20 protein-coding genes are annotated in these 25673 nt (G+C 37.6%); 14 read left to right on the plus strand and 6 right to left on the minus strand.

Going from position 1 to position 25673, the window contains the following annotated elements; genetic code table 11:
• Positions 1-27: 27 nt before the first annotated feature.
• Both IGJ46_RS01405 and IGJ46_RS01410 read right to left on the minus strand, forming a co-directional pair.
• Positions 28-720: a response regulator transcription factor gene (locus tag IGJ46_RS01405; protein WP_002358364.1), complete on the minus strand. Its 693-nt coding sequence runs from the start codon at positions 718-720 to the stop codon at positions 28-30.
• Entirely contained in the window at positions 717-2060 is a 1344-nt protein-coding gene (locus tag IGJ46_RS01410; protein ID WP_002385380.1) for a sensor histidine kinase, read from the minus strand. Before IGJ46_RS01410 ends, IGJ46_RS01405 begins: the two co-directional genes overlap by 4 nt.
• A gap of 323 nt (positions 2061-2383) precedes the next feature.
• On the opposite strand from IGJ46_RS01410, the gene IGJ46_RS01415 reads away from it, so the two are divergent.
• From IGJ46_RS01415 to IGJ46_RS01435, 5 genes are all read left to right on the plus strand, one after another.
• The gene (locus tag IGJ46_RS01415; RefSeq protein ID WP_002358366.1) at positions 2384-3361 is read left to right on the plus strand and encodes a DUF4822 domain-containing protein; all 978 of its coding nucleotides are present in this window, start codon (positions 2384-2386) and stop codon (positions 3359-3361) included.
• Positions 3362-3545: 184 nt separating this feature from the next.
• Entirely contained in the window at positions 3546-4511 is a 966-nt protein-coding gene (locus IGJ46_RS01420; protein WP_218391378.1) for a DUF4822 domain-containing protein, read from the plus strand.
• Positions 4512-4729: 218 nt separating this feature from the next.
• Positions 4730-5773 (plus strand): DUF4822 domain-containing protein, encoded by a 1044-nt coding sequence (locus IGJ46_RS01425; protein ID WP_002387660.1) that lies wholly within the window; start codon positions 4730-4732, stop codon positions 5771-5773.
• A gap of 173 nt (positions 5774-5946) precedes the next feature.
• A complete protein-coding gene (locus IGJ46_RS01430) occupies positions 5947-6750 on the plus strand; it encodes an ankyrin repeat domain-containing protein (protein WP_002364973.1) in 804 nt (267 codons plus the stop codon).
• 51 nt (positions 6751-6801) lie between these two features.
• A complete protein-coding gene (locus IGJ46_RS01435; protein WP_218391384.1) occupies positions 6802-8013 on the plus strand; it encodes an amidohydrolase family protein in 1212 nt (403 codons plus the stop codon).
• A 109-nt stretch (positions 8014-8122) separates the two neighbouring features.
• On the opposite strand, the gene IGJ46_RS01440 is transcribed toward IGJ46_RS01435, so the two are convergent.
• The 4 genes from IGJ46_RS01440 to IGJ46_RS01455 all read right to left on the minus strand — a co-directional run bounded on the left by IGJ46_RS01440 (position 8123) and on the right by IGJ46_RS01455 (position 11258).
• Positions 8123-8542 carry a type II toxin-antitoxin system death-on-curing family toxin gene (locus IGJ46_RS01440; protein WP_218391386.1) on the minus strand — a complete coding sequence of 140 codons (420 nt, stop codon included), beginning with the start codon at positions 8540-8542 and terminating at the stop codon, positions 8123-8125.
• Positions 8539-8778: an AbrB/MazE/SpoVT family DNA-binding domain-containing protein gene (locus IGJ46_RS01445; RefSeq protein WP_002358371.1), complete on the minus strand. Its 240-nt coding sequence runs from the start codon at positions 8776-8778 to the stop codon at positions 8539-8541. The genes IGJ46_RS01440 and IGJ46_RS01445 overlap by 4 nt, the downstream gene beginning before the upstream one ends.
• Positions 8779-8878: 100 nt before the next feature.
• Positions 8879-9691, minus strand: coding sequence for an alpha/beta hydrolase (locus IGJ46_RS01450; RefSeq protein ID WP_070416041.1), 813 nt, complete (start codon positions 9689-9691; stop codon positions 8879-8881).
• Positions 9666-11258: a PucR family transcriptional regulator gene (locus IGJ46_RS01455; protein WP_002355248.1), complete on the minus strand. Its 1593-nt coding sequence runs from the start codon at positions 11256-11258 to the stop codon at positions 9666-9668. The genes IGJ46_RS01450 and IGJ46_RS01455 overlap by 26 nt, the downstream gene beginning before the upstream one ends.
• A 122-nt stretch (positions 11259-11380) precedes the next feature.
• On the opposite strand from IGJ46_RS01455, the gene fdrA reads away from it, so the two are divergent.
• The 9 genes from fdrA (at position 11381) to IGJ46_RS01500 (ending at position 25342) form a co-directional block, all read left to right on the plus strand.
• The gene (gene fdrA / locus IGJ46_RS01460) at positions 11381-14392 is read left to right on the plus strand and encodes a DUF1116 domain-containing protein (protein ID WP_010820621.1); all 3012 of its coding nucleotides are present in this window, start codon (positions 11381-11383) and stop codon (positions 14390-14392) included.
• Positions 14385-15218, plus strand: coding sequence for a DUF2877 domain-containing protein (locus tag IGJ46_RS01465; protein WP_002355250.1), 834 nt, complete (start codon positions 14385-14387; stop codon positions 15216-15218). The genes fdrA and IGJ46_RS01465 overlap by 8 nt, the downstream gene beginning before the upstream one ends.
• Before the next feature lie 9 nt (positions 15219-15227).
• Positions 15228-16481, plus strand: coding sequence for an MFS transporter (locus IGJ46_RS01470; protein ID WP_218391387.1), 1254 nt, complete (start codon positions 15228-15230; stop codon positions 16479-16481).
• 134 nt (positions 16482-16615) lie between these two features.
• A complete protein-coding gene (arcC, locus tag IGJ46_RS01475; protein WP_002355252.1) occupies positions 16616-17554 on the plus strand; it encodes a carbamate kinase in 939 nt (312 codons plus the stop codon).
• Between the two features lie 6 nt (positions 17555-17560).
• On the plus strand, positions 17561-18781 hold the full coding sequence (locus tag IGJ46_RS01480) for a dicarboxylate/amino acid:cation symporter (protein ID WP_163402440.1): 1221 nt from the start codon (positions 17561-17563) through the stop codon (positions 18779-18781).
• 88 nt (positions 18782-18869) lie between these two features.
• Positions 18870-19931: an ureidoglycolate dehydrogenase gene (gene allD, locus IGJ46_RS01485; protein ID WP_002413499.1), complete on the plus strand. Its 1062-nt coding sequence runs from the start codon at positions 18870-18872 to the stop codon at positions 19929-19931.
• On the plus strand, positions 19931-21352 hold the full coding sequence (locus IGJ46_RS01490) for a hypothetical protein (RefSeq protein ID WP_002385370.1): 1422 nt from the start codon (positions 19931-19933) through the stop codon (positions 21350-21352). Before allD ends, IGJ46_RS01490 begins: the two co-directional genes overlap by 1 nt.
• Before the next feature lie 24 nt (positions 21353-21376).
• Positions 21377-22600: an amidohydrolase family protein gene (locus tag IGJ46_RS01495; RefSeq protein WP_002392493.1), complete on the plus strand. Its 1224-nt coding sequence runs from the start codon at positions 21377-21379 to the stop codon at positions 22598-22600.
• Positions 22601-23047: 447 nt separating this feature from the next.
• Positions 23048-25342, plus strand: a complete 2295-nt coding sequence (locus IGJ46_RS01500; RefSeq protein ID WP_218391388.1) for a WxL domain-containing protein — start codon at positions 23048-23050, stop codon at positions 25340-25342.
• Positions 25343-25673 lie beyond the last annotated feature (331 nt).

The raw sequence follows: 25673 nt of genomic DNA on the forward strand, positions 1-25673 counted from the left end.
ATAGGCTCCGACTTATTTTTGCTCTCTTTATCGATTGAAGCGGTAGCCACTTCCCCAGAGTGTTTCAATTGGAGAGTCAGAAAGATTGGCTTTTTTTAATTTTTCCCGAATCCGTTTAATGTGAACAACGACAGTCGAAACCTCAGTATCTAAGGCATCAAACCCCCAGACACTTTCAAAAAGTTCTTCTTTATTCCACACACGGTTAGGATGTTCCATCAAGAAAACCAGCAATTTGTATTCTTTACTAGTAAAAATAACTTCATTTTCTAAAACAAACACTTTGTGGGCGGCAGTGTCGACAGCGATTTCATTGATTTTTAGTAATTGTGGTGGTTGTTCTGCGTTGCTTAACAATTGATAACGGTTCATATGGGCTTTTGCTCGAGCGACTAATTCATTGGGACTAAACGGCTTGATTATATAATCATCCGCACCTAAGCCAAGCCCACGAATTTTATCAATATCTTCTTTTTTAGCCGAAACAATCATGATCGGCGTTTGCTTTTTTTTTCGAATTGCACGACAGATTTCAAAACCATCCATAGTTGGCAGCATCACATCTAAAATAATTAAATCAAAGGGCTCATTTAAAGCTGCTTCCAATCCTTTTTTTCCATCATGTTCAATTGTGACAGTCATATCGTTAATTTCTAAATAATCTTTTTGCAAATCAGCAATGCTTGGATCATCTTCAATAATTAATACATGTGGTTTCATTTTTCATCCTCCAACAACGGCAGCGTAATTATCACGTTGGTGCCGTCTCCTTTTTTACTTGTGACAGTGATTGTTCCCTGATGATAGTCAATAATTTGTTTGACAATACTTAATCCCAAGCCGCTTCCTTTAACTGTTGGGGTTCGAGATTTGTCTACACGATAGAAGCGTTCGAATAAATAAGGTAATTCTTTTTTATCGATACCAATGCCGTTATCTGTAATGGTTAAAACTAAGTCTGTTTGATTATGCGTTAAAGAAATCGTAAAGGCTAGTTGTTCTTTAGTGGGATCCGCAAATTTAATGCTATTTTGAATTAGATTGGTAATCACGCGATTCATCTGCGTGGGATCCATTTGAACGTATAAAGCTTCGGTGGGAAGTACAGAAGTGATTACTAGTTCTTGTTCCAAACGGTATTCTTCAAGAATATGTGCAATAAAACGAGTGAAATTGGTCTTTTCCATTGTAAAGACAGCACGATCTAGGTCTAATTTAGAATACAAAAATAATTCTTCAATTAAATCATTGAGGCCTAAACTTTTTTCATGAATGACCGTTAAATAGCGCTGTTTTTTTTCTTCAGTATTGGCAACGCCATCCATCAAGCCTTCAACGTAACCAATAATAGAAGTAATTGGTGTTTTTAAGTCATGAGAAATATTTGCAATTAATTCTTTCCGATTAGCTTCATATTTTTCGCGTTCCGCATTGGCTTCTTCTAAATCTTGCCACATTTGTTCAAAACTAAGTTGGAGCTGTTTGACTTCTGTTGAAACGGTTTGGTGGCTAGTTGGTGTAAATGGATTTTCTTTTTGGGCATCCTTACCCAATGTTTTAGTCGCTTTTTCTAATGCTTCTAATGGCTCGATAGTGGTTTTGGTTAAGCGCTTATTAATGAGCCAAGCTGCCGCAATTGCTACAAGGATAATTAACAAAATCATCCAGATAATCCAGCGTGTGAAGAATTCAAAAAGGCTGCTTTCGCGTTTCAAGACAATAAAGCTCCCGTTAGAACCATCTAAATAATGAAAATCGGATTTGACATAATGATATAGACGCCCTGCATTATCCAGTGTGCCAGTTGGCATAATATTATTCATTTCGTAGTTTGGAATATGTACAGACAAAGATTTTTCTACTAAATTATCCGAATAATAAGGAAACCGTGCATTCTTTCGAATAATCACACTTAATCCTTTTGCTTCAATTGTTTGAATCGTTTCCTTTAATTCTTTACTTAAAGGTGTATCTAGTAATTTCGGTGACTTTTTTAACAATTGATCTAAGGCCAAATAACTTTCTTCTTCGTTAGCGGTCAATGGTCGTTGCTTATTCATCATTCGGTAAGCTTGGGGCAAACTGGGAACAGTTCCTAACGTGATGTAAGAAGCTAAGGATAAAACAGCTAAAACAGAGGCTAAAGTAATAATGATGGCACTAATATAAGAAATAAAAAAGCGGCGTTTAATGGTCAAAAGCGTCCCTCCTAGTGGTTTTAATCTATTTCTTACTTATAGTGTATTACAAGTGAACAAAAAAAAGCTAGTATTGTTATTAACTTTTTTTCATTTGTTTATAATTTGTTCATTTTTCGGCAAGTAGGAGTTTATAAGGCTTTGCTATTCTAAATATATCAAAAAGAAAAAGGGGATTACCAACCATGAAAAAGAAAAAAGTTTTTAGTGCGCTTACCTTATTAACCTTTAGTACGTTGTTGATTGCAGGCTGTGCTGGCGGAGCCAACTCTGCAACAGATAAATCAAGTGCAGCTAGCTCAAGCACTGCAGTCTCTAGTTCAGCAGAAGCAGCTAAAGAGCAATCAAAAGGACAAGAATTAACAGAAATTTTATCCAGTACTGATTGGCAAGGCACAAAAGTTTACGACAAAAATAATAATGATTTAACAGCAGAAAATGCTAATTTTATTGGTTTAGCAAAATATGATGGTGAAACAGGTTTTTATGAATTTTTCGACAAAGAAACAGGTGAAACCCGTGGCGATGAAGGCACATTCTTTGTGACAGACGATGGCGAAAAGCGTATCTTAATTTCGGATACACAAAACTATCAAGCGGTGGTCGATTTAACGGAAGTGACGAAAGATAAATTTACCTATAAGCGAATGGGTAAAGATAAAGACGGGAAAGATGTAGAAGTCTTTGTAGAACATATCCCTTATTCTGACGAGAAATTAACCTTTACGAATGGCCGTAAAGATTTAGAAACAGAAACTGGCAAGATTGTTACCAGTGAACCTGGGGATGACATTTTAGGGGCTACATTATGGAATGGCACGAAAGTTTTAGATGAAGACGGTAACGATGTTACTGAAGCAAATAAAATGTTTATTAGTTTAGCGAAATTTGATAATAAAACAAGTAAATATGAATTCTTTGATTTAGAAACGGGTAAAACCCGTGGAGATTTTGGTTACTTCCAAGTAATTGATAATAACAAAATCCGGGCCCACGTTTCAATTGGTGACAATAAATATGGAGCTGCGTTAGAATTAACAGAATTAAATGATAAACGTTTTACGTATACACGAATGGGTAAAGACAACAATGGCAAAGAAATTAAAGTCTTTGTAGAACATGAACCATATGAAGGAGACTTTACGCCAGACTTCACGTTCTAATTAGTCAATCACGAGTGGATGAAGCGGCCAAAAGGAAGTAAAGGATTCTTTTGACCGCTTCATTTTTAACAAAAAAATAGTTTATAGTTGTTTTTAATCGTTTATAAATTGTTCATTTTTCTGACAGTGGTAGTTTAGAATCGTTTGTTAAGATAGGTTTATCAAAGAAAAGGAGCGATGCTTTATGAAAAAGAAAGTATTAAGTTCGATTACTTTAGTAACATTAAGTACGTTACTTATAGCAGGTTATGCAAGTCCAGCATTTGCAGGTCATGCAGCCAATCCAAATAGTGCTACAGCAAATTTAGGCAAACATCAAAACAATGGCCAAACAAGAGGCGACAAGGCGACTAAGATTTTATCTGGCACGGACTGGCAAGGAACCCGTGTTTATGATGCTGCTGGTAATGATTTAACGGCAGAAAATGCTAATTTTATTGGTTTAGCAAAATATGATGGTGAAACCGGTTTTTATGAGTTTTTCGACAAAAATACTGGGGAAACCCGTGGTGACGAAGGAACATTTTTTGTGACAGGTGATGGCACAAAACGAATTTTAATTTCGCGGACACAAAATTATCAAGCCGTAGTGGATTTAACCGAAGTGAGTAAAGACAAATTTACTTACAAGCGTTTAGGGAAAGATAAACTGGGGAATGATGTTGAAGTTTACGTGGAACACATCCCTTATCATGGGAAAAAATTAGCTTTTACAAATGGACGTGAAGCATTAACCAATCAAACTGGCAAAATTGTGACAAATAAATCAGGGGATAAAATTTTAGGAACAACCTTGTGGAATGGCACAAAAGTCGTAGATAAAAACGGTAATGATGTGACAGCGGCCAATCAAAATTACATTAGTTTAGCGAAATTTGATCCAAACACAAGTAAATATGAATTTTTCAATTTACGAACAGGTGAAACCCGCGGCGACTTTGGGTACTTCCAAGTGGTGGACAATAACAAGATCCGGGCTCATGTATCTATTGGTACGAATCGCTACGGTGCAGCGCTAGAATTAACGGAACTAAACAATGATCGATTTACGTATACTCGAATGGGTAAAGATAATGCTGGTAATGATATTCAAGTGTTCGTGGAACATGAACCTTACCAAGGCACATATCATCCAGCCTTTACTTTCTAAAAGTCTCTTGTCTTCTCTCTTATTTAACAAAAGAACGTCCCCCAACGTTCTTTTGTTTTCTCTTCCTCTATAAATAAATTGTTATTAGTTATAATTAAATATTATTATTAAGATAATTATAATGATTATTATTTAATAATTTGTTCATATTATGGACAGGTGGAGTTAATAACTACTTGCTATCCTTAAATTATCAAAAGGAAAGGGAGTAGTCGTTTATGAAGAAAAAAATCGTTGGTACAATTACGTTGTTGGCTTTAAGTGCGTTATTAGTTGGTGGAGCAGGAGGGGCTTTGACGGCAGAAGCATACGTTCCTCAAAGCGTAGACAATCCCAATAATTTAGGGGATTTACCTGAGTATTTACGTTCAGTTGGTATTAGACAAGATGAAGGATTATCAGAAAAAGATTGGGCTGGAACACGCGTTTATGATCGAAACGGGAATGACTTAACAGATGAAAATCAAAACCTATTACATGCAATCAAATTTGATGCAACCACTAGTTTCTATGAATTTTTTGATAAAGAGACTGGAGAATCAACAGGAGATGAAGGAACCTTCTTTATGACCGCTGGTATTACAGATGTTTCCCGTCTTGTAATTATTTCTGAAACCAAAAATTATCAAGGTGTATACCCACTTAGAACTTTATACCAAGATACTTTTACGTATAGACAGATGGGGAAAGATAAAAACGGAAATGATATTGAAGTTTTCGTAGAAAACAAAGCAACCTCAGGACCAGTTTATGGTCGTCCGCAGCCATACCCCAATAATCGTCCCAGAACACTAGAATTCACGAATGGACGCCGTGCCATGACAGAACAAACAGGCCAGATTGATGTAAATCGACAAGGGGATGAAATTATTGGTAAAACTTCCTTTGATGGGACACCGCAACTTCTTTGGAATGGCACAAAAGTAGTGGATAAAGATGGCAATGACGTAACTTCGGCCAACCAAAACTTTATCAGCTTAGCGAAATTTGACCAAGACAGCAGCAAATATGAATTTTTCAATTTACAAACTGGTGAAACTCGTGGCGACTATGGCTACTTTAAAGTAGGAAATCAAAATAAATTCCGTGCCCATGTTTCCATTGGAACCAATCGCTATGGCGCTGTCTTAGAGTTAACAGAATTGAATGATAATCGTTTTACGTACACACGAATGGGTAAAGATAACGAAGGAAACGATATCCAAGTCTATGTGGAACATGAACCATACCAAGGAACTTTTAATCCTGAATTTACCTTTTAAGAACAAAACATACGAATGGAAACCAAAAAAAGTTTCGACTTCTTTTGGTTTCTCTCTTTTTAAAATAGAAAAACAGAGAAAGCGTTTTAATCGACAAATAAAAAAAGATTCGTTAGATTAGAACCACTGGAGAAAAATCTCATATTTCTCTCGAGGAAAGGAAGTTGAGCACAATGAACAAAAAAATTTTAATGGGGCTATTAAGTGTCGTGACCATTCCATTACTTGCTGCGTGTCAAGGAGGAGAAACACCTTCCGCAGCGTCAAAAAATAGTCAAACGGTGACTACTCAAAGTAGTGCAAAAACTGAAAGCACCAGTACAACCCGTTCGGTGGCTCAAACAACATCAAAAGAGGAAGTGAAAGAACCGATGAAGACCTATGAAGTGGGTGCGCTTTTAGAAGCAGCCAATCAACGAGATACGAAGAAGGTCAAGGAAATTTTACAAGATACTACTTATCAAGTGGATGAAGTCGACACAGAAGGCAATACACCGCTCAATATTGCTGTGCACAATAATGACATTGAGATTGCAAAAGCGTTGATTGATCGGGATGCCGATATTAATCTGCAAAATAGCATTAGTGATAGTCCCTATCTTTATGCGGGAGCGCAAGGACGTACGGAGATTTTAGCGTATATGTTAAAAAATGCGACACCAGATTTAACTAAGCATAACCGTTACGGTGGCAATGCGTTAATTCCGGCAGCTGAAAAAGGACATATTGACAATGTGAAGCTCTTGTTAGAAGATGGACGAGAAGACATAGATTTCCAAAATGACTTTGGCTATACAGCATTGATTGAGGCAGTGGGGTTACGTGAAGGGAACCAACTTTACCAAGATATTGTAAAATTGTTAATGGAAAATGGTGCGGATCAATCCATTAAAGACAATTCTGGTCGAACAGCAATGGACTATGCCAATCAAAAAGGTTATACGGAAATTAGTAAAATTTTAGCACAGTACAACTAAGTATTGTGTCCTTTCGGGAAGGAATAAATACAGGTAGGAGTGAAGGAAAGCATGAATTATTGGTTAAAAAATGTTCGAATTGAAACAGGGTATCAAAAAGAAGGTGACTGGTTATCTGGGACAGTAACCAAAGAAGTGGCAATTGAAGTAACAGATGGAGTATTTACAAAAATCATCCCCAATGAAGAATTGGTAGAAGAACCTGGGTTGACAATTATTGATGGTCACCATCAATTGATTTTACCAGGTTTGATTGAAAAACATTGTCACTTTGATAAAAGTAAACTAGGTGTTCCGTGGTATCCGGTGACGCCAGCGAAGTCAATTGTGGAACGTGTCGAAACAGAAATCCCTTATTTAGATAGTTTAGAACTTTCTTTAACAGAACGCGCCAACCATTTAATTGACTTAGAATTACCACATGGCGCGACAGCCTTCAGAACACATGTCGACGTGGAACCGATGACAGACTTACGTTATTTTGATGAAGTCCAAGCGTTGGCCCAAACGAAACCATTTGCGGTAGAAATTGTCGTCTTTCCACAGCACGGCTTACTGCGTTCAGATTCCGTTGAATTAGTTGATCAAGCATTGGCAAAAGGTGCCGATTTTATTGGTGGCGTGGATCCTTATTCACTAGATGGTGATTACAAAAAATCATTGGCTGAAACATTCCGCTTAGCAGATAAACATGGTGTCGGTGTGGATATTCATTTACATGACCGTCACGAAGCTGGGACAACAACGATTAAAGAAATTATCCGTTTAACGAAAGAATATGGCCTACAAGACAAAGTATTTATCAGCCATGCCTTCGGGTTAAATGATTTCATTGGTGAAGAACGTGCCGAAGTTTATGATGCTTTAGCAGCAGAAAAAATTCATATTAATTCCAGCGTGCCAATCACACCTAACACGATTCCGCCAATTATGGAATTGTTACGTCATGGAGTCAATGTCCATCTTGGTTGTGACAATATCTACGATTGCTGGTCTCCCTATGGTGATGGTTCATTACAAGAAAAATTGGCTCGTTTAGGTGAACTTTTTAACGTGAAAGATCAAGATGCTTTAACCCAATTATTAGGCTTAGTGACAGATGGTGTCACAACTTTAGACGAACAAGGGCAAGTAAATTGGCCGCAAGTTGGTGCTGAAGCAACTTACTTACTCACTGAAGCAGAATGTGCGGCGGCTTTTGTCGCTCGTCAGACACCGGTGGAAATCAGTGTGGTAAAAGGAACCACACTTTATCAAAAATAACAAAAAGAAGCGAGATTTCTCGCTTCTTTTTTTGTTATTAAATTTATTTGTATTAGACGCTTAATTTTACAATTGAAAACGACATCCATCTTATATTTCATTGATGAAATTAGTGAGAAGAAGTATGATTTAATTTAGCTCTGATTACTTTTGATACATCGTTTTTCAACTGATCAAAATCTGATCTATAAGTAGCAATAAAAACCAATAAATCAACGCCTTCTTGCGTATCTAATTGGAAATCATAACCGTTTAATTGTAAAAATAAGTCGGTTGCCATTACAGCTGTCCGTTTATTTGCATTGTAAAAACAATGCTTTGTTGCAATGTTAATCATTAAAATAGCTGCTTTTTCTTCAATTGTTGGGTACAGGTCAACGTCAAAGATGAATTGTGCTGGTTGGTTGCTAGCCATTTCTAATGCATTACGATCTTTGATGCCAATTTGTTCTGCGGGAGAATACGTTTGGATCAAGAAAGTATTCATTTGAAATAGATCATCCGCTGATAAATAATAAATACTTTTCATTTAGTAACCAATTCTTTGTACAGCTCATTATGTTTTTGTTTTGAGTTCTCCATCATTTGTTGTAATTTTTTTTGATGTTCTGACATATTTTTTTTAACAATAATATCTTTTAATTTTTCTTCGTCTACATAAACGGTGTCTGTCGCAGTCGCACCAATGCTTTCTAGAAACTCTTTTGACAATGTCATAACAACAGAATTCCCAACTTTTCTAAGTTTTCTTTCTTTGATTTCCACTAGTAACCCACCTTTCGTATACATTGTATATACAGTATATCATGGATCATAAAAAAGTTTCTATCACAAGTCTAATACTTTAATAAAATTTCTTGATTGCTTATCGTTCCTTCAGCCAGCTATCCAATTGCTCAAATAAAGCGATGACCGAAGGATCTTTGGTTTGTTTTAAAAAATCATGTTCTAAATAGTAAACCGCTTTAAAGGTACTCTCAGGAATGGTCCGTCCGATTTTTTTGCTATAGCGGAACGGCACTTCTTCGTCTGAACTGCTAGCTGTACTGAAACAAGGTGGAAACGTTTTTAATGTTTCGTCTGACAGTGCGTAAGCAGACCAGTCCCCATTTTCTGGTAATCCGTAAAAGTGCGGCAATAGCGCTTGCTGAATACTGTAATGATACAGCAGATAGCGAGAAAGAAAAGGATCATCCCAAACAGGCTTCGTTTGGTCGATAGCAGCTATTTCTTTAGCGGAAATGGCTTGCTTTAATAATTTTCGTGGCTCTTTAATAAATTCTAAATCTGTATAGCCGTAAAAATTGACTAAAAATTGTGGCGTCAAATTTAGTGTTTGTAATTGTTTGGTTAACTGTAACATTAAATAACCGCCAGCGGAACGCCCGCACAAACCAAAGGACTGGTTTTGAATAATCTCTTCGTTTAACAATTGGAAGGTTTCTGTTAGCGTCCCTAAGATGTGATCGATTTTTGTATTTGGAGCCAACAAATAGTCCAGTGCTAAAACGGTATAGCCATTGCTTGTAAACAGCTCCTTCAGTTCTTCTGGTAAATCACTTTTGGTTCCATAAATCATCCCGCCACCGTGTAAATAGACGACATAGTTCGTTGGTTCAGTCGTAGTGGGGTAGATAGTAACTGTTGCGCCATTAGCGAGTGTTTGATTGTTTTTCAAGTGCACGTCTCCTCATCTTTATAATGTATGTGGCAATTTCATAATTTAACAATTGCAAGGGATTGGCTAAGTCAATATCAAGAAGTTGTTCCACTTTGTTTAAACGATAACGAATCGTTTTTGAATGAAGGAACATCGCTTCAGAGGTCTGTTTATAGTTGCGATTATTTTGGAAAAAACTGTACAAGGTTTCAAACAAATCGTAGTTGTTTTCGGCTAATTGATAAAGTGCGCGAGGAATTAATTCGTCTAAATTTTCCAATTGGTCTTCGCGGATAAAATTTTTAAATACCCCGATATCGGCTAAGGTGACAATTGGTCCGTTATAAAAAGTTTCATTAAAGCGCAGAATGTCCAGACATTCAATCAGTAGCTCTTTAATCCCTTCTCGTGATTTTAAACTGCTGACGGCAACGGTAAGCGTGTCGTTTTCTTCTAAAAGTTCAGCTAATAAACGGCTTAATTGCAGCTTTGTAATTTTTCCATCACTTTCATTGAAGTTAAAAAGGACCGCCGAATAATTTAGCTGATCGAAGAAGATGGATTTCACACGCAGGGTACGAAGTAAGGCAATAATTCGTTCTTTCATGAGTTGTGTATTGGTGTCTTTGGTAGAAAAAGCAATCGCTTGGTAAGAATCTAGCTCTTGCATTTGCACTTCACGAAGCAAACTGTTTAGCTCGTCAGGATTTTGCGGTGTATTTTGTAAAATAGCATCCGCTAAGTTGTTCAAACGAGTATACCGTTCTTTTTTTAACAAATTTTCGGTATTGAATTTTTCTTGTAAGACATCAATCGCATTTTCGATAATCACTAAATCCGTTTCTTTAACCTTTTCATCTTGTAAATAAACCAGAAGTAAACAATTAGTGGAATAACTATTGAAAATAGAAACTTCTAGTGCCAACTGTTTTTTGGGGTTGGCATGAGAATAAAGTGTTAAAAGAGAGTAATCATTTTTAGTGAACTCACTGTTTTTTAGTTTTTCTCTTGAGAGCACAATCGCATCATGGGGTAAGTCGCCATCGCTAATTTCCAGATGTTTATCCAACATTTTTAAAGCGAAGGGTAATTTAATGATGTCATAAAATTCTTGCATAATCGTCTCAACCGTTGGGTAGTGGCGCTCTAATTTGGTGAAACGTTGGCGCACATCGTAATACGTACGTAAGACATGCGACTGATAATTCAACAAAGGCTCGTAAATCGTAAATAGAATTTTTTCATAGCTAATGTCTTGTGTGATTTTAATTAAAGGAATTTCATAATTGAAACATAATTCGATAAACCACTCTGGAATCATTTTAATGAATCGATCTGTTTTCAAAATTAAGCCGCTGATGCCAATTCGGCGCATCTTTACGAAAAAATTTTCCAACTCTTTTTCGGGTAGATCATGCAATGCGTAGAAAGAAGTCAAAATTAACTGATTCTTTCTACTCCAGTTCTCGATATCAATCGCTTCTAAGACCATTGCCGAGTCAACTTCATTGTCTAAACCAATCTCTTTCGTCAAAATTTTACCTTTTTTTAAGTCACCTATCGATAATAACTCTCTTAATTTCATCGTTTTCTCCTTTTTTCCTCTTATGGATAAAAATTATACCATTTTTTTAGAATTATGTCCGATGAAAACACTTTCTCGTTTCGATACAATAGCATTGTAAGGAATAGATAGGAGGATGAACAATGTTACACACAGTAATTTTGAAAAACAATTACCAAGACTCCATCAACTTAATGTTATTGACCAATAAAATCAATGCATTAGATGGTGTAACCATGAGTCAAATCATGATGGGAACAGATGCCAACAAAGACATCCTTAACAACACGAACTTGTTAACGGATGAGGCCAATAGTGCATCTGCAAACGACATGATGATTGTGGTTGACAGTGAAAAAGAAAACATCATGGAAGAAGTTATGCCAGCGATTGATGAATTCTTAGATGATTTATCAGCAAAGGGAACTAGTGAAGAAGCACAAGCAGCAACTTCTTGGTCAGAAGCGTTTGATCTTTTACCAGAGGCGAATGTAGCGCTATTCAGTATTCCTGGTGAATATGGTGCGCCAGAAATGGAACGTGCCTTAAAAAATGATTTACACGTGTTCTCTTTCACGGATAACGTGTCAATTGAAGATGAAGTACGTTTGAAAAAATTAGCGCATGAAAAAGGCTTACTAATGATGGGCCCTGACTGTGGAACTGGTATTATTTCAAGTATTCCAATCGCCTTTACAAATGTTGTTTCTCCAGGAAACATTGGCGTTGTTGGTGCTTCAGGAACAGGGATTCAAGAAGTTACAACGATTATTGACCGCTTAGGTGGCGGAGTTGTTCACGCCATTGGTACTGGTGGTCGTGACTTAAGCGACAAAGTAGGCGCTATCACTGTGAAAGATGCTATTGTGGCCTTAGAAAATCACGAACCAACCGATGTGATTACAGTCATCTCTAAACCACCTGCAAAAGAAGTTCGTGATGAAGTGGTTGAATTATTACAAAGCATTTCAAAACCAGTCGTTGCGATTTTCTTAGGAGAAAAACCAACAAGTCACGAAGGCAAAGTTTATCTAGCTCATACATTAGAAGAAACAGCTAAAATTGCTGTTGATTTAGCAAATGATGTGGCTGTGAAGAAAAATTACTTTGAAGCATTAGCAAAACCAGCTGTACCAACATTACCAGAAGCTAAAGTTGTAAAAGGCTTATATTCAGGTGGTACATTAGCTTCTGAAGCGGGTATGTTAATTTCTGAAGCTTTAGACCTTGGCGGTTTAGTGAAAGCAGAAGGTTATGTCTTGAAATCTCACGGTTATGAAGTCATTGACTTAGGCGATGATATGTATACACAAGGTCGTCCGCACCCAATGATTGACCCAGATGTTCGTATCGAAAAAATTCGTGAATACGCACAAGATGAAAAAACGGGGATTATCTTATTCGATGTGGTGTTAGGCTACGGTGCTCATGAAGACATGGTTGGTGCATTGTTACCAGCAATTGAAGAAGCGCGTGCCACAGCCAAAGAAGCCGGACGTGATCTTTACTTTGTTGCAACTGTTTGTGGGACGACGAAAGATCCGCAAAATTACCAATCGTCGGTTGATCGTTTGAAAGAAGGCGGCGTTTTAGTTGCAGAAAGCAATGCTAAAGCTGTTCAATTAGCTCTATTGCTAAAAGGAATCGAAATTTCAGAAGACGATAAAGAAGTGGTTGCTTACAACGGACCAACTGTCGATGTACCAAAACCAGGCGAAAAAGTAATGGAACTATTAACAACCAAACCAAGAATCATTAACGTTGGGTTGCAAAGCTTTACAGAATCAATCGTTGATTACGGTGGCGAAACTGTTCAATTTAACTGGCGTCCACGTGCTAACGGCAATAAAAAAATGATTAAAATTTTGGATGCTTTGGAAGATTACAGTGAACAAATCGAAGCTGAAAATCACAAAGTAACAGACAAAATTAAAAATGCACAACCATTCTTAGTAGATGTGGTACCTGCAAAATCAGTGATTCCAGAATTAAATGATGACGCACAAAAAACATTACTTCATGCTGGACCACCAATCCAATGGTCTGAAATGACTGGACCAATGAAAGGTGCTTGTATCGGTGCAGCATTATTCGAACGTTGGGCAGACAACGAAGAAGATGCTTTGAAGATTTTTGAAGCTGGCGAAGTACGTTTCATTCCTTGTCACCATGTAAAAGCAGTTGGACCAATGGGCGGTATTACTTCTGGTAATATGCCAGTCTTTGTTGTAGAAAATCGCTTAGAAGGTAACGAAGCATACTGTATCTTGAATGAAGGTATCGGTAAAGTATTACGTTTTGGTGCTTATTCACAAGAAGTGGTTGATCGTTTAGATTGGATTAAAGATGTTTTAGGACCAACTATTGCGAAAGCTTTGAAACTTTCTGAAGAAGGCTTGAACTTAAACGTATTGATTGCGCGCTCTATTACAATGGGTGACGAGTTCCACCAAAGAAATATTGCCGCATCTTTGAACTTCTTAAAAGAATTGTCTCCATTAATTATCAAAACAGATATTCCAGAAGATCAAAAATACGAAGTAATCAAATTCTTAGCTGACACAGATCAATTCTTCTTAAATGTCATGATGGCAACTGGAAAAGCAATTGTTGATGGTGCCCGTAAAGATACCAACGGAACGATTGTCACAACGATGACTCGTAACGGCGTGAACTTTGGGGTCCGGATTGCAGAAACAGGCGATCAATGGCATACCGCACCAGTAAATACACCAAAAGGTCTTTACTTCACTGGTTTCAGCGAAGAAGACGGAAATCCTGATGTCGGGGATAGTGCAATTACTGAAACAGTAGGAGTTGGAGCAATGGCTATGGTAGCTGCACCTGGCGTAACACGGTTTGTTGGTGCAGGTGGCTTTGAAGATGCGTTAGCAACCTCAAATGAAATGGCAAAAATCTGTGAAGGACACAACCCAACATTCTCAATTCCAACTTGGGATTTCCAAGGAACTTGTTTAGGAATTGATATCCGTAAAGTGGTGGAATTAGGAATTACACCAATCATCAATACAGGGATTGCACACAAAAATGCCGGTGTTGGTCAAATTGGTGCAGGGACAGTTAGAGCACCTCTAGGCTGTTTTGAAAAAGCCCTAGAAGCGTATGCTGAGAAACTAGGCATTACGGTTGAATAACCAACTAGTCATTAGTGACTACATTTTTCCTATCCACCAATATGGCAAGATGGGAACCATTCACAGTGTTTTTGAACGTTCATTTAATCTGAAAGTCCAGGATCAATTAATCAATGTTGCAAACTTCCATAATTATTTATCAAGCTTTGGTATGTTTTTGCCAGATCAATTGTTTCAAGAAATCTTTCCGTATGTACAACAAGGTAATAAAGTCAAAATCACAGAAAATCAGTTGACCTTTTACAGTACAGTCGGCGTGAAAACGATCCAACTCACACCTGCCGAGGTCGTTTCTTTAAACATTACTCATTTCAAGTTAGAAAAAGACCAATTACGCTTGTTGCGAGACCGCTTATTAGCGAGAAACTTAGAACGTAGAATTGGCCTGCCTTTAGACGAACGAGCAAAGCATATTTTCAAAAAAATGAGCCAAAAACAAAAAGTTTGGACACTATCGGAATGGCAAGAAGTAACGAATTATCTGATTGGTCGGGGCAAAGGGTTAACCCCGAGTGGTGATGACATTTTAGTGGCGTATCAAACAATTCTGTTCATACTTGCTGATGAAAGAGCTGCGGCGTTAGCCGCTACTCTTTCGGCAGCAAATTTATCCACAACAGATGTTAGTAAAGGCTATATTGCAAGCTCGGCTAAAGGATATGTAAATTCATTGTTGTATCAGTTACTCTTGGATTTGGAGAACCATCGGGATAATAGAGTTGACGAAAATATTGACAGAATTATACAAATCGGACATTCCTCTGGTAAAGATATGTCATTTGGAATGTTACTAGCTTTACAATCTGTAGAGTTAGATGAGAAGTGAGGAGAAGACATGGAGAATAGTAAAAAAAATCAAGCAGTGCAAGTGAGCAATAGTTACTGGATTAAAGTCGTAGCCATTTTCTTCGTAGGCTGGATTTTAATGTACGCAACACGAACTATTTTTAATCCAGTGATGGGGGTCATTGGAGAACAATTTGGTCTAAGTAACACACAACTTGGTTTAGCCAATAGTATCTTCTTTTTAACCTATGCTGTTGCACAGATTCCTTTTGGGATGATTGGCGATAAAATTGGGCGGAAATTAGTCATTGCTGTTGGGTTTATCGTTCTTGCTATTTCTACTTATTTTAGTGGATTAGCGACAACCTTTGTTATGTTTTTAGTCATTCGTGCAATTGCTGGTATTGGTCAAGGAGCTTACTATGGCCCGCAATATGCGCTATCGACAGAAGCGATTCCAGCAAGTAAACGGACCATCGGTAATGCCATCATCAATAGTGGGATGGCCTTCGGTACATCAGGTGGGTACCTACTTTCAAGTAAGTTGGTTTTAGAAAATGGTGAACATTGGAGCAAACCATTCTTTATCATGGCGATTCCAACGTTTATCGTAGGAATTCTTTTCTATACAATTTTGAAAGAAAAAGTGATTCGTCCTGGTGAAGAAGCTGCACGAGCAGCTGCTGAAGAAGGACCACAAGAAAAGATCTCATTAAAAGAAATTTTCTCAAATCGTAATTTATTAGCCGCATTTATTTTATGTTTCACAAGTATTTATGCAAACTTTGTCATTATTACTTGGTTGCCACAATTTTTAATTGCTGAACGTGGCTTTACAGGAGCGAGCGTTGGTTTCATTTCATCACTTGTACCATGGGCCTCTATTCCAGGCGCCTTAATCTTCGCTCGTTTGAATGATAAAACAGGTGCGACGAAAAAATTAGTCTTTACATTAGTACCTTTAGCAATCCTATCTGTCTTTGCGATTGCTTTTGTAACAAGTCGGACATTGTTAATTTCTGTTTTAATTCTTTATGGGTTAACAGGGAAATTAGCGTTAGATCCAATTATGGTGACTTTTGTTACCAAACATGCACCAAAAGCGGCCTTAGGAACAACGTTAAGTGCCTATAATTTTATCGGGATGTCAGGGTCAATCCTAGCACCGTATGTCACAGGATATTTAGCAGATACAGCAGGCTCAATGCAAGTTGGCTTCTATCTTTCTTGTGTACTATTAGTTATTGGTTTACTAGCTTTTGCTTTCTTAGCTAAAGATGAAAGTAAACCGAAATTAGGTTAATTATCCCTTCGATAATGACTGAAACAATCAAAATGAGCAAGACAAAATCTTTCATTTCGTAAACAAATTATTTCTTATCCGTCGATACTGAAAAGATTTTGTCTTTGCTTTACTAAAAAGGAGCGAATCAATCAATGAGTTTAAACGTAATTGCCCTAGGTGGGAATGCTATTTTAGATACGGATCCAACAGATGAAGGCCAAAAAGCCGTCGTTAATCACGCGGCCAAATATATTGCAGAATTTGTTGCTAAAGGGGAACAAGTCATTGTCTGTCACGGAAACGGACCACAAGTAGGGAATTTGCTTTTACAACAAAAAGCAGGCGAAAGTGAAAAAAATCCAGCGTTGAAATTGGATACTTGTGTTGCGATGACACAAGGAAGCATCGGTTACTGGTTACAAAATGCTTTAACTAATGAGTTTGAAAAACGTAACATTGCTAAACCAGTTATCTCTGTAGTTACGCAAGTGCGTGTGGACAAAGAAGATCCTTCGTTTAAAAAACCATCCAAACCAATTGGTCCATTCTATACAAAAGAAGAAGCTGACGCGGAAGCAGCCAAAGATGGCTCTACGTATGTGGAAGATGCTGGCCGTGGCTACCGAAAAGTTGTTCCATCACCAATGCCTAAAGAAATTGTTGAAAAAGAGGCGGTTCGTGCTTTAGTAGAGGCGGACGTTTTAACTATCTGTTCTGGTGGCGGGGGCATTCCGGTCGTAGCAGAAGACGGACAATACGTAGGCGTGGAAGCGGTTAACGACAAAGATTTCTCTGCACGTGTTTTAGCTGAAAACGTTGATGCAGACCGTTTGATTATTTTGACAGGCGTTGATAACATCTACATTAATTACAATCAACCAGATCAAAAAGCATTAGAACAAATCAGTGTAGCCGAAGCAGAAGAATACATTAAAGAAGGTCACTTTGCTGCTGGTAGTATGCTACCAAAAATCGAAGCTGCCTTAGACTTCGTAAAAGGTGATGACAAACGGAAAGCAATCATTACTTCTATCGAAAACTTAGAAAACATCGATAAAGAAGCAGGAACTGTGATCAGTCAAAAGGGGTAGTTTACCATGAAAAAACCGTCCATGATCACCCAAATTGCAATTGCTGTTGTCGTAGGAATCCTCGTAGGACTCTTGATTCCTGCTAGCGGCAATTACTTGAAAATAGTTGGAGATGTCTTTTTGCGACTGATGCAAATGGCTATTCCTATCTTGATCTTAGGGCAAATTGTCCAAGCAGTTGGCAGTATTAATCCAAAAGAATTAACGAGCCTTGGGGGTAGAACAATCGCTGTTTTCGGGATTTCCTCCTTAGCTGCCGCTTTATGGGGCGTCCTAATGGCAGTCATTTTTAATCCAGGATACGGTGTTAAAATGACTGGCTTCCAAGATGCTTCTATTAAAGCGCAAGAAATCTCAATCACTGATACGATTTTAAATTTCTTTCCGAAAAATATTTTTGATTCACTGACTCAAGGATCGATTATTCAAATTATTGTCTTTGCATTATTTTTTGGTTTAGCACTGAATAAATACTTACAAAGCCATCCAGAGACGCAACTCTTCCAAATAATTGTGGACTTTAATGAAGTTATCATTACAGTCATTCGATACGTCATGTATCTAGCACCTCTGGGGATTTTTGCTTTAATTGCTTCAACAATTAGTCACTTAGGCCTTCAAATTATTTTACCGTTAGTGAAGTATCTATTGGTCTATGGATTAGGAACTATTTTATTTTTGGGCATCTGGATTTTGGTTATCACATTGTACTGTAAAGTAAGTCCACTACGTTTAATTACAAACATGAAAAATATGTCTGTGATGGCCTTGGCGACAACTTCTTCAGCAATTACTTTACCAGTAGCTTTGGAAGAAACAGAAACAAAATTAGGTTTAAGTAAGCGAATTACTAACTTAGTGTTGCCGTTAGGTATGTCATTAAACAGTAACGGTTCAGCGATGCATATGGCTTTTACTGTAATGACTATCGCTCAGATGTATCAGCTAGATTTTGATATTACGAAAATGATTTACTTAGCAATTACAGCAACGTTTGTCTCACTAGCAAACGCAGTTGTTCCCGGTGCGGGCTTAGTCTCACTGGCAGTGATTGTTCCGCAAATGGGTTTACCCATTGAGAGTATTGCAATTTTTGCAGGCGTCGAATGGTTTGTTGGCATGTTACGAACAATTTTAAATGTCAATTCAGATGTTTACTCTGCTATCCTAGTTGCAAAATCAGTGGATGAAATTGACTATACTGTCTTTAACAGTAGCAATAAGTAGTGAAAAAAGGGAGGAAATGCAAGGTCGAAGAAGAAAATCACTTGTTTTCTTTCCCTTTTTTAAGATTAATGATAAAGGAGCAAGCGCAATGGAAGAAATGGTTGTCGTTACACCGGAAAAATTAGAAAAGCTGATGAAACAAAAATTAGAAGCTGCTGGTTTACATTCTGAACATGCCGAAGAAGTTGCTCGACATTTAACTTTTGCAGATGCTAGCGGTATTCATTCACACGGGGCGGTTCGTATGGATTATTATGCGGAACGGATTGCAAAAGGCGGGATCACGATTGACCCCGAATTATCATTTGAAAAAACTGGACCGTCCACTGCCATTTTTCATGGCGATAATGGCGTGGGTCAATTTGTTTGTAACGAAGCATTAGCTGCTGCAGTTGACCTAGCCAAAGAATCAGGGTTAGCATATGTTGGCGTTTCTCAAACGAGTCATAGCGGGACGTTATCGTATTATGTTAAAAAAGCAGCGGAACAAGGCATGGTTGCTCTTTCGATGTGTCAATCTGATCCAATGGTGGTACCGTTTGGTGGTACAAGCAATTATTTTGGAACAAATCCAATCGCTTTTGCAGCACCTAGAGCAGGTCATGAACCAGTCGTGTTTGATATGGCTACGACAGTACAGGCTTGGGGAAAAATTTTAGATGCACGTTCAAGAGATGTTGAAATTCCCGACACATGGGCAGTAGACGAAAAAGGCCAGCCAACGACTGATCCTTATGAAGTACGAGGTTTATTGCCGATTTCAGGACCAAAAGGATATGGACTAATGATGATGGTCGATGTCTTAGCTGGTTCGTTGTTAGGCTTACCTTTTGGCAAACATGTCAGCTCCATGTATGCGGATTTAACGGAGAAACGGAATCTGGGTCAGATGTTTTTAGTCATTGATCCAAGCCGCTTTACAGATTCTGAACGATTTAAAGAAAATATTAATCAAATGGTGGAAGAACTTCATAGTGTGCCTACAGCAGAAGGGTTTCAACAAGTTTACTATCCAGGAGAAATTGGTCAGCTAAACTATCAAAAAGCCATGTCAGAAGGCATTGAAATTCCACAAAGTATTTATGATTATTTAGTTAGTGAGATTGTACATTACGATAAATATGGCGGGCAAGGTGCCTTTGCCAAATAATGAGGAGCGCAGAGAGTATTCGCTACTGCGTTGCTCTCGCCTTCTTTCTATTGGAGGAAAGTAAAATGAAAAAATCGTCAAAAGTAGCACTTATTTTTGCATTCTTAGTTAGTATTTTTGTGCCAGTTGCGGCCTTTGCTGATGAGATTGGGGATGTAGTTGCCCCGACAGGAATCATGGCATTAGTTGTGATTATTCCATTGATTGTTGTTTTGGTTCTATTGTTTATGAAAGTCGATATGATTATCGCTGGTTTAATTGGTGGCGTCTTAGCGATGCTGATTGGTGGCATTGGACTAGAAGAAGCGAATAAACAGATGTTGGAAGCTATCCCAATGATGTTAGGAATTACCGTTCCCATCATTAATTCAGCTGTTGCGATGGCGGTCTTTAAAGCAGGTAGTTATTCAGCTGCATTAACTTTAGCCAAACGAGGCACAAAAGGAAAAGTCGAGTATGTTTCAGCTTTTATTGTTATCTTATTAGCCGCAGCCACATATATGTCAGGAATTGGTGGCGGAAGTGCGATGGTTATTGCGCCATTGGCCTTTGCTGCAGTTGGCGTTGTTCCTGAATTAATTGCAGCAATGTCTTTAGCTGCTGCGGTATCATTTACAACATCACCCGCTTCATTAGAATCAAGTATTGTTTCAAAATTAGGCGATATCAGTGTCGGTTCATATGTTTCAACCATGCGACCTTACTGGTTATTCTTCGTAGCATTAGCGATTGTGTTAGCCTTTTGGGGAACGAAACATAGAAATGTTGGCTTTAAAGAGTCGGCAGATGATGAATTTGATAAAAAGAGCAATGGTGAATTATTTAAAATTACCTTGCCAGCCATTTTCTTATTGTTTGCTGTAATTTTTGGACCAATTGTGAATGATTTAATTGGTTTTGCCTTCTTTACGCCACTTGTATACATGATTTTAACATTAGTTTTAATTTTCTTATGTACAGATTTCTCAATGAACAAATCTGTCGAAGCGATGGTAGATGGGTCTACATATATTTTGACTCGTTTATTCCAAGTAGGGATTTTCTTAGCCTTTATTAATGTTATTGCACAAACAGGAACGTTTGCTGTAATCGCAGGTGTTGCTGAAAATGCACCAGCCTTTATTGTCGTGCCAGTTGCCATTTTAACAGGGATTTTAATTGGGATTCCAGCTGGGGCCTACGTAGGTTCTGTTTTAACTTTAGTGCTACCAGTTGCTGTATCGTTGAACTTCCCGCCGTTAGCATTAGGTTTTGTAGCAATGGGTGTTGGTTTAGGTAGTCAAATGAGTTTCGTTAATATTACTATGCAAGCTTTATCTTCAGGCTTCCAAATTCCAATTTTGGATGTTGTTAAAGGAAACGTGAAATGGTTAAGTATTGCCTCTGTACTATTATTAGTTATCGGTTTAATCTTTGGATAAAAAACAATTTAGGGAGTGGAAAACATGGATTTATTAATTAAACAAGTTCGTCTTCAAGACGGTGAAGCATTACAAGATGTAGCTATTAAAGAAGGTAAAATCATTGAAATCGCCCCAGTTATTACTGGCGATGCCAAAGAAGTCATCGAAGCAGATGGTCGTGTTTTAATCCCAGGTTTTGTAGAAAGCCATTTACATTTGGACAAGGCATTAATCGCTGATCGTAAACCAAATAAATCAGGTACGTTGAAAGAAGCAATTGAAGTAACCGCAGAATTAAAACCAACATTTACCGAAGAAGACATTTACGACCGTGCCAAACGTGCTTTAGAAATGTTAATCGTTCATGGAACCACGGCGTTAAGAACGCATGCAGAATTTGACCCAGCGCAAGGTTTTACTGGCTTCAAAACAATTATGCGTTTGAAAGAAGAATACAAAGAGTTAATTGACATGCAAGTAGTTGCGTTTCCGCAAGAAGGAATTTTTAAAGCCCCTGGAACAGAACAAATGATGTATGAAGCAATGGATATGGGCGCAGACGTTGTCGGCGGTATTCCTTATAATGATGCACCAGCGAAAGAACATATTGATTTAGTGTTTGAAATTGCTAAAAAATATGATAAAGATGTAGATTTACACCAAGATTTTGCCGATGAAGCTGATGATATGAGTATTGAATATTTATGTGAAAAAACCATCGCTGAAGGCTACCAAGGCCGTGTTTCAGTGGGCCACTTAACGGCATTGCATGCCTTACCTGAAGCAGAATTGGCGCCTATTATTGCAAAAATGGCGAAAGCAAATATTAGCGTGATGGCTTTACCAGCAACGGATTTACATTTAGGGGCTCGTGGTGATCAGTACAATGTTCGACGTGCGGTTACGCCAATTCGTAAATTACGCGATGGTGGCGTGAATGTCTGTATTGCTACGAATAATATTCGCAATGCTTTTACACCATATGGCACAGGGGATATTGTTCAAACAGCGATGTTAGCCATTCCTGTTGGGCACCTAGGTGGAGCGGATGACTTAAAAACAGTGCTACCAATGGTAACAACAAGTCCTGCTCGTGCGATGGGACTAGAAGGATACGGTGTCGCAGTTGGGAATAAAGCAGATTTAGTCTTATTAGACACAAAAGTGGTTGAACATGCGATTATTGATATTCCAGAACGGTTATATGTTATTAAAAACGGCCGTGTTACAGTCAAGACAGACAAAAAAGTCGAAATCATTCGTTAAGAAAAAAAACAAAAAGCTCAAAATGTTAGTTGTCAAAACTAACATTTTGAGCTTTTTTTGATAAAGGTAAAGCTAGGAAGGTGAAAATATGATTAATTTATCCTGTTTTAGCTATGATTCTCTATTGAAAAGTTTATTTTCAGTTTATTTTTGGTCGATTTTCCTTGATATATATAGAATCTTCAGGAAATGCTCCTGTCTGTTTAAAATTCGGAATTTCAGAAATTATTCTTTTTTGCTAAACTAGTTATAACTGGTTAGTAAAAAGAAGTATTGGACGAATAGCGCTGAAACAAGTGAATGATCCAAAGTATAAAGAAAAATGAAACCGATACCACAAGACAAGACTGTTGCTGAAAATGGTAAGTGATCATTCTGCTAAGTTTAGTGTCTTAATGTTTAGTTAACTAAGAATTGTTGGATTGTTCTTTAGAAAGAAGGGACAATATGAAGCGAAGTAAATGGAAAGAATTGATAGTAACGGGCATCTGCCATATATTAGTATTCCCCATACTAATACAGACAACTGTTTTTGCAGAAACATTACCAAGTACAAAACAAGTAAGAGAAGGAACCAATCATTCATTAACAGCAGAAAAAGCCGAAAGTGAACAACCACAGACAAAGGATAAACTACATGATGAAGAACCACTAGCATTGCCAAAAAGTGAGTTAATCGATAATGAGGCTAATGTTACAAGTCAAACGATTAGAGAAAGAATTGAGACGCCTAACCTAACTTATCGTTATGGATTTATTAATGAAGAGGGGCAGCTAGTAAACGCCAATGAGATCCTTCTACAGTATCATAGTTGGCAAGGCAATTCCCCAAATGGCATAAATGTGTGGGAAGGTGAAAGTCAACCAGTGACAGCATCTACAGTGGCTAATTTAAAAGAAGTGGTAATTCCAAGTGAGAAAGTAGCCGTCTATTCCGACATGTCAACGGTGCTTGCAGCGAGTAATCAAACATTTTTTTTACCAAGATATTATACTTCTTTAAGCTTATACAATAAGAAAGGGGAAATTGATCCCAATTATCCGCTGCCAACTATTTCCGACGCATCAGGAAACCAATATCCAACAACAATTTCGCAATTTGAATTGGAAAAAATATCTGCACAACAATATAGTCAGAAAACAGGAGTAACGTTTAACATTAGCGAGAGCCAAAAACTAATCGTTCCTTTGTACAACCAAGTGAAGGTTGATTCATCGAATCAATCTGGGCTATTGAATTACTTTAAATTTTCAGGGCCGGTTTATTATCATGTTACCAATCGCAAAGTGACAGAACATTTTGTGGATACTCAAGGGAAACCAATCCCTCCACCACCGGGGTTTAGACAAGGAAAGCAAACACTTATTGAGCGTGACCCTTACACCTTTAAACAGAAAGATCTTTTGCCAAGTAGCTATGAAATTGACTCAAAAACGTATCAATTTCAAGGATGGTATAAAGGGAAAACGAAACCTGAAAATTTAGAAAAAAGCGTAACGCCCAGTTATGATATTACCTATGACGACAATGATGATTTAACTGTTGTCTATAAGGAGATACCTCAAAAAAATTATACATTTGAGGATGTCAATGGTGTTGAAATTGCACCACCATCTGATTTTATTCAGGATCACCAACAACCAATAACTACGGATGGCTTTCGCTATTTAGCTGGAAAAAAACTGCCACAACAATACAGCGTTAACGGTAAAACTTATTTATATCAAGGTTGGTATCAAGATAAAACAAAACAAGAGAGCTTAGAAAAAACGAAGCGACCCATAAACTCCCCTGTTTTTAATGAAATGAACGCTATTACAGCAGTGTATAAGGAAATAACTGCAAAAGCTGAAATGCAAATAGAAGGACTAGTCAAAGTCATGCCAAGTGGTTATATACAAATTTGGCAGATTATGCTTACAAATGTGGGAGAAGTACCGTTAAAAAAAATAAACTTAAAGCCAGCAAGTGGTTGGTCACCAGGTCTAGCTCGGCCAATCCAAGTCACGATTCGTGTTGGATCTGAACCAAACAAAATTGTTCCTATTACTGATGAAAATTGGCGAGTTGGCATTGCTTTAAATACGGAAGTGCCTATTGGTCAGACAGCAACTATTATGATGACAACAATTGCTACAGGTGAACCAGATCAAGTGTTACAAGCGGCTGTTGAAATGAATGGAAATTTTTCTGCTGTTCACGCAGCTGATACTGTCAGAATCCAACCTAAAAATCAAGAAATTGTGGCACCAGATGAGGAAGGTTTTATCAGCACACCAACTTTTGATTTTGGTAAAGTCGCCATTTCTAGCAACACGCAGCAACATGGTTTAAAGCAGGCAGCAGATTATTATGAAAATGGTCAGGAAAATCCATATTTACGTTTGAAAAAATCACAACCCAATTGGGCACTAACTGCAGAACTATCCCCCTTTGAAGGAAGAGTGGATCAACTATCATCAATGACAAAGTTATTGTTAGGAACAACCAATGTTTCAGGTTTTATTCAGTACAATCAACCAACGGAAACCAAAGTTGCTCTTGGCAAAACAACCGCTATTCAATTAGTTGCCAACGGTGTAGCTAGCCATATTGTTGCCAATGGTCAGTTTGACGAAAGTGATGTTTATCAATTTGATTTTTCTTTTGATCAAATCAAATTAGAAATTCCAGCAAATCAAGGTAGAAAAGATCAAACTTATCAAGCAATGGTGACTTGGAATTTAGTGACAGGCCCATAAGTCCATAAAAAATAAGTTGAATAGTTTGATCAAAAACATTGCATAGAAATAATAAAAGGCGGCTCAACGAAGCGGCCTTTTTTTTGGTTCATTACCAAAATATAACGAATTTTGTAACAAAAACGTTTGCTAAAAAGAAGGAAAAATGATTAATTTTACGAAAAAAAGCATATATCGACAAAAAAGAAGCAAAATTTGAATAAAAAAAGAAAAAATATGAAAAAAAATCGAAGAATTGTTTAACAATTGAAAACACGTGAAAACTAGTCGTGACAAGGTGTAAAAGCCTTACAAAAGGTAAGTTTACCTATTATGGAGAAAGAAGGAGTGA

Source organism: Enterococcus sp. AZ120, from assembly GCF_050546165.1.
Lineage (GTDB): Bacteria > Bacillota > Bacilli > Lactobacillales > Enterococcaceae > Enterococcus > Enterococcus faecalis.

What these genes read in the sequence shown, in the direction of transcription:
- IGJ46_RS01480 (WP_163402440.1), top strand. Translation starts at nt 17,561, where the DNA reads ATGAAAAAACCGTCCATGATCACCCAAATTGCAATTGCTGTTGTCGTA.
- IGJ46_RS01435 (WP_218391384.1), top strand. Translation starts at nt 6,802, where the DNA reads ATGAATTATTGGTTAAAAAATGTTCGAATTGAAACAGGGTATCAAAAA.
- IGJ46_RS01415 (WP_002358366.1), top strand. Translation starts at nt 2,384, where the DNA reads ATGAAAAAGAAAAAAGTTTTTAGTGCGCTTACCTTATTAACCTTTAGT.
- allD (WP_002413499.1), top strand. Translation starts at nt 18,870, where the DNA reads ATGGAAGAAATGGTTGTCGTTACACCGGAAAAATTAGAAAAGCTGATG.
- IGJ46_RS01455 (WP_002355248.1), bottom strand. Translation starts at nt 11,258, where the DNA reads ATGAAATTAAGAGAGTTATTATCGATAGGTGACTTAAAAAAAGGTAAA.
- IGJ46_RS01405 (WP_002358364.1), bottom strand. Translation starts at nt 720, where the DNA reads ATGAAACCACATGTATTAATTATTGAAGATGATCCAAGCATTGCTGAT.
- IGJ46_RS01500 (WP_218391388.1), top strand. Translation starts at nt 23,048, where the DNA reads ATGAAGCGAAGTAAATGGAAAGAATTGATAGTAACGGGCATCTGCCAT.
- IGJ46_RS01440 (WP_218391386.1), bottom strand. Translation starts at nt 8,542, where the DNA reads ATGAAAAGTATTTATTATTTATCAGCGGATGATCTATTTCAAATGAAT.
- IGJ46_RS01420 (WP_218391378.1), top strand. Translation starts at nt 3,546, where the DNA reads ATGAAAAAGAAAGTATTAAGTTCGATTACTTTAGTAACATTAAGTACG.
- IGJ46_RS01410 (WP_002385380.1), bottom strand. Translation starts at nt 2,060, where the DNA reads ATGAATAAGCAACGACCATTGACCGCTAACGAAGAAGAAAGTTATTTG.
- IGJ46_RS01495 (WP_002392493.1), top strand. Translation starts at nt 21,377, where the DNA reads ATGGATTTATTAATTAAACAAGTTCGTCTTCAAGACGGTGAAGCATTA.
- fdrA (WP_010820621.1), top strand. Translation starts at nt 11,381, where the DNA reads ATGTTACACACAGTAATTTTGAAAAACAATTACCAAGACTCCATCAAC.
- IGJ46_RS01430 (WP_002364973.1), top strand. Translation starts at nt 5,947, where the DNA reads ATGAACAAAAAAATTTTAATGGGGCTATTAAGTGTCGTGACCATTCCA.
- IGJ46_RS01470 (WP_218391387.1), top strand. Translation starts at nt 15,228, where the DNA reads ATGGAGAATAGTAAAAAAAATCAAGCAGTGCAAGTGAGCAATAGTTAC.
- IGJ46_RS01490 (WP_002385370.1), top strand. Translation starts at nt 19,931, where the DNA reads ATGAGGAGCGCAGAGAGTATTCGCTACTGCGTTGCTCTCGCCTTCTTT.
- IGJ46_RS01425 (WP_002387660.1), top strand. Translation starts at nt 4,730, where the DNA reads ATGAAGAAAAAAATCGTTGGTACAATTACGTTGTTGGCTTTAAGTGCG.
- arcC (WP_002355252.1), top strand. Translation starts at nt 16,616, where the DNA reads ATGAGTTTAAACGTAATTGCCCTAGGTGGGAATGCTATTTTAGATACG.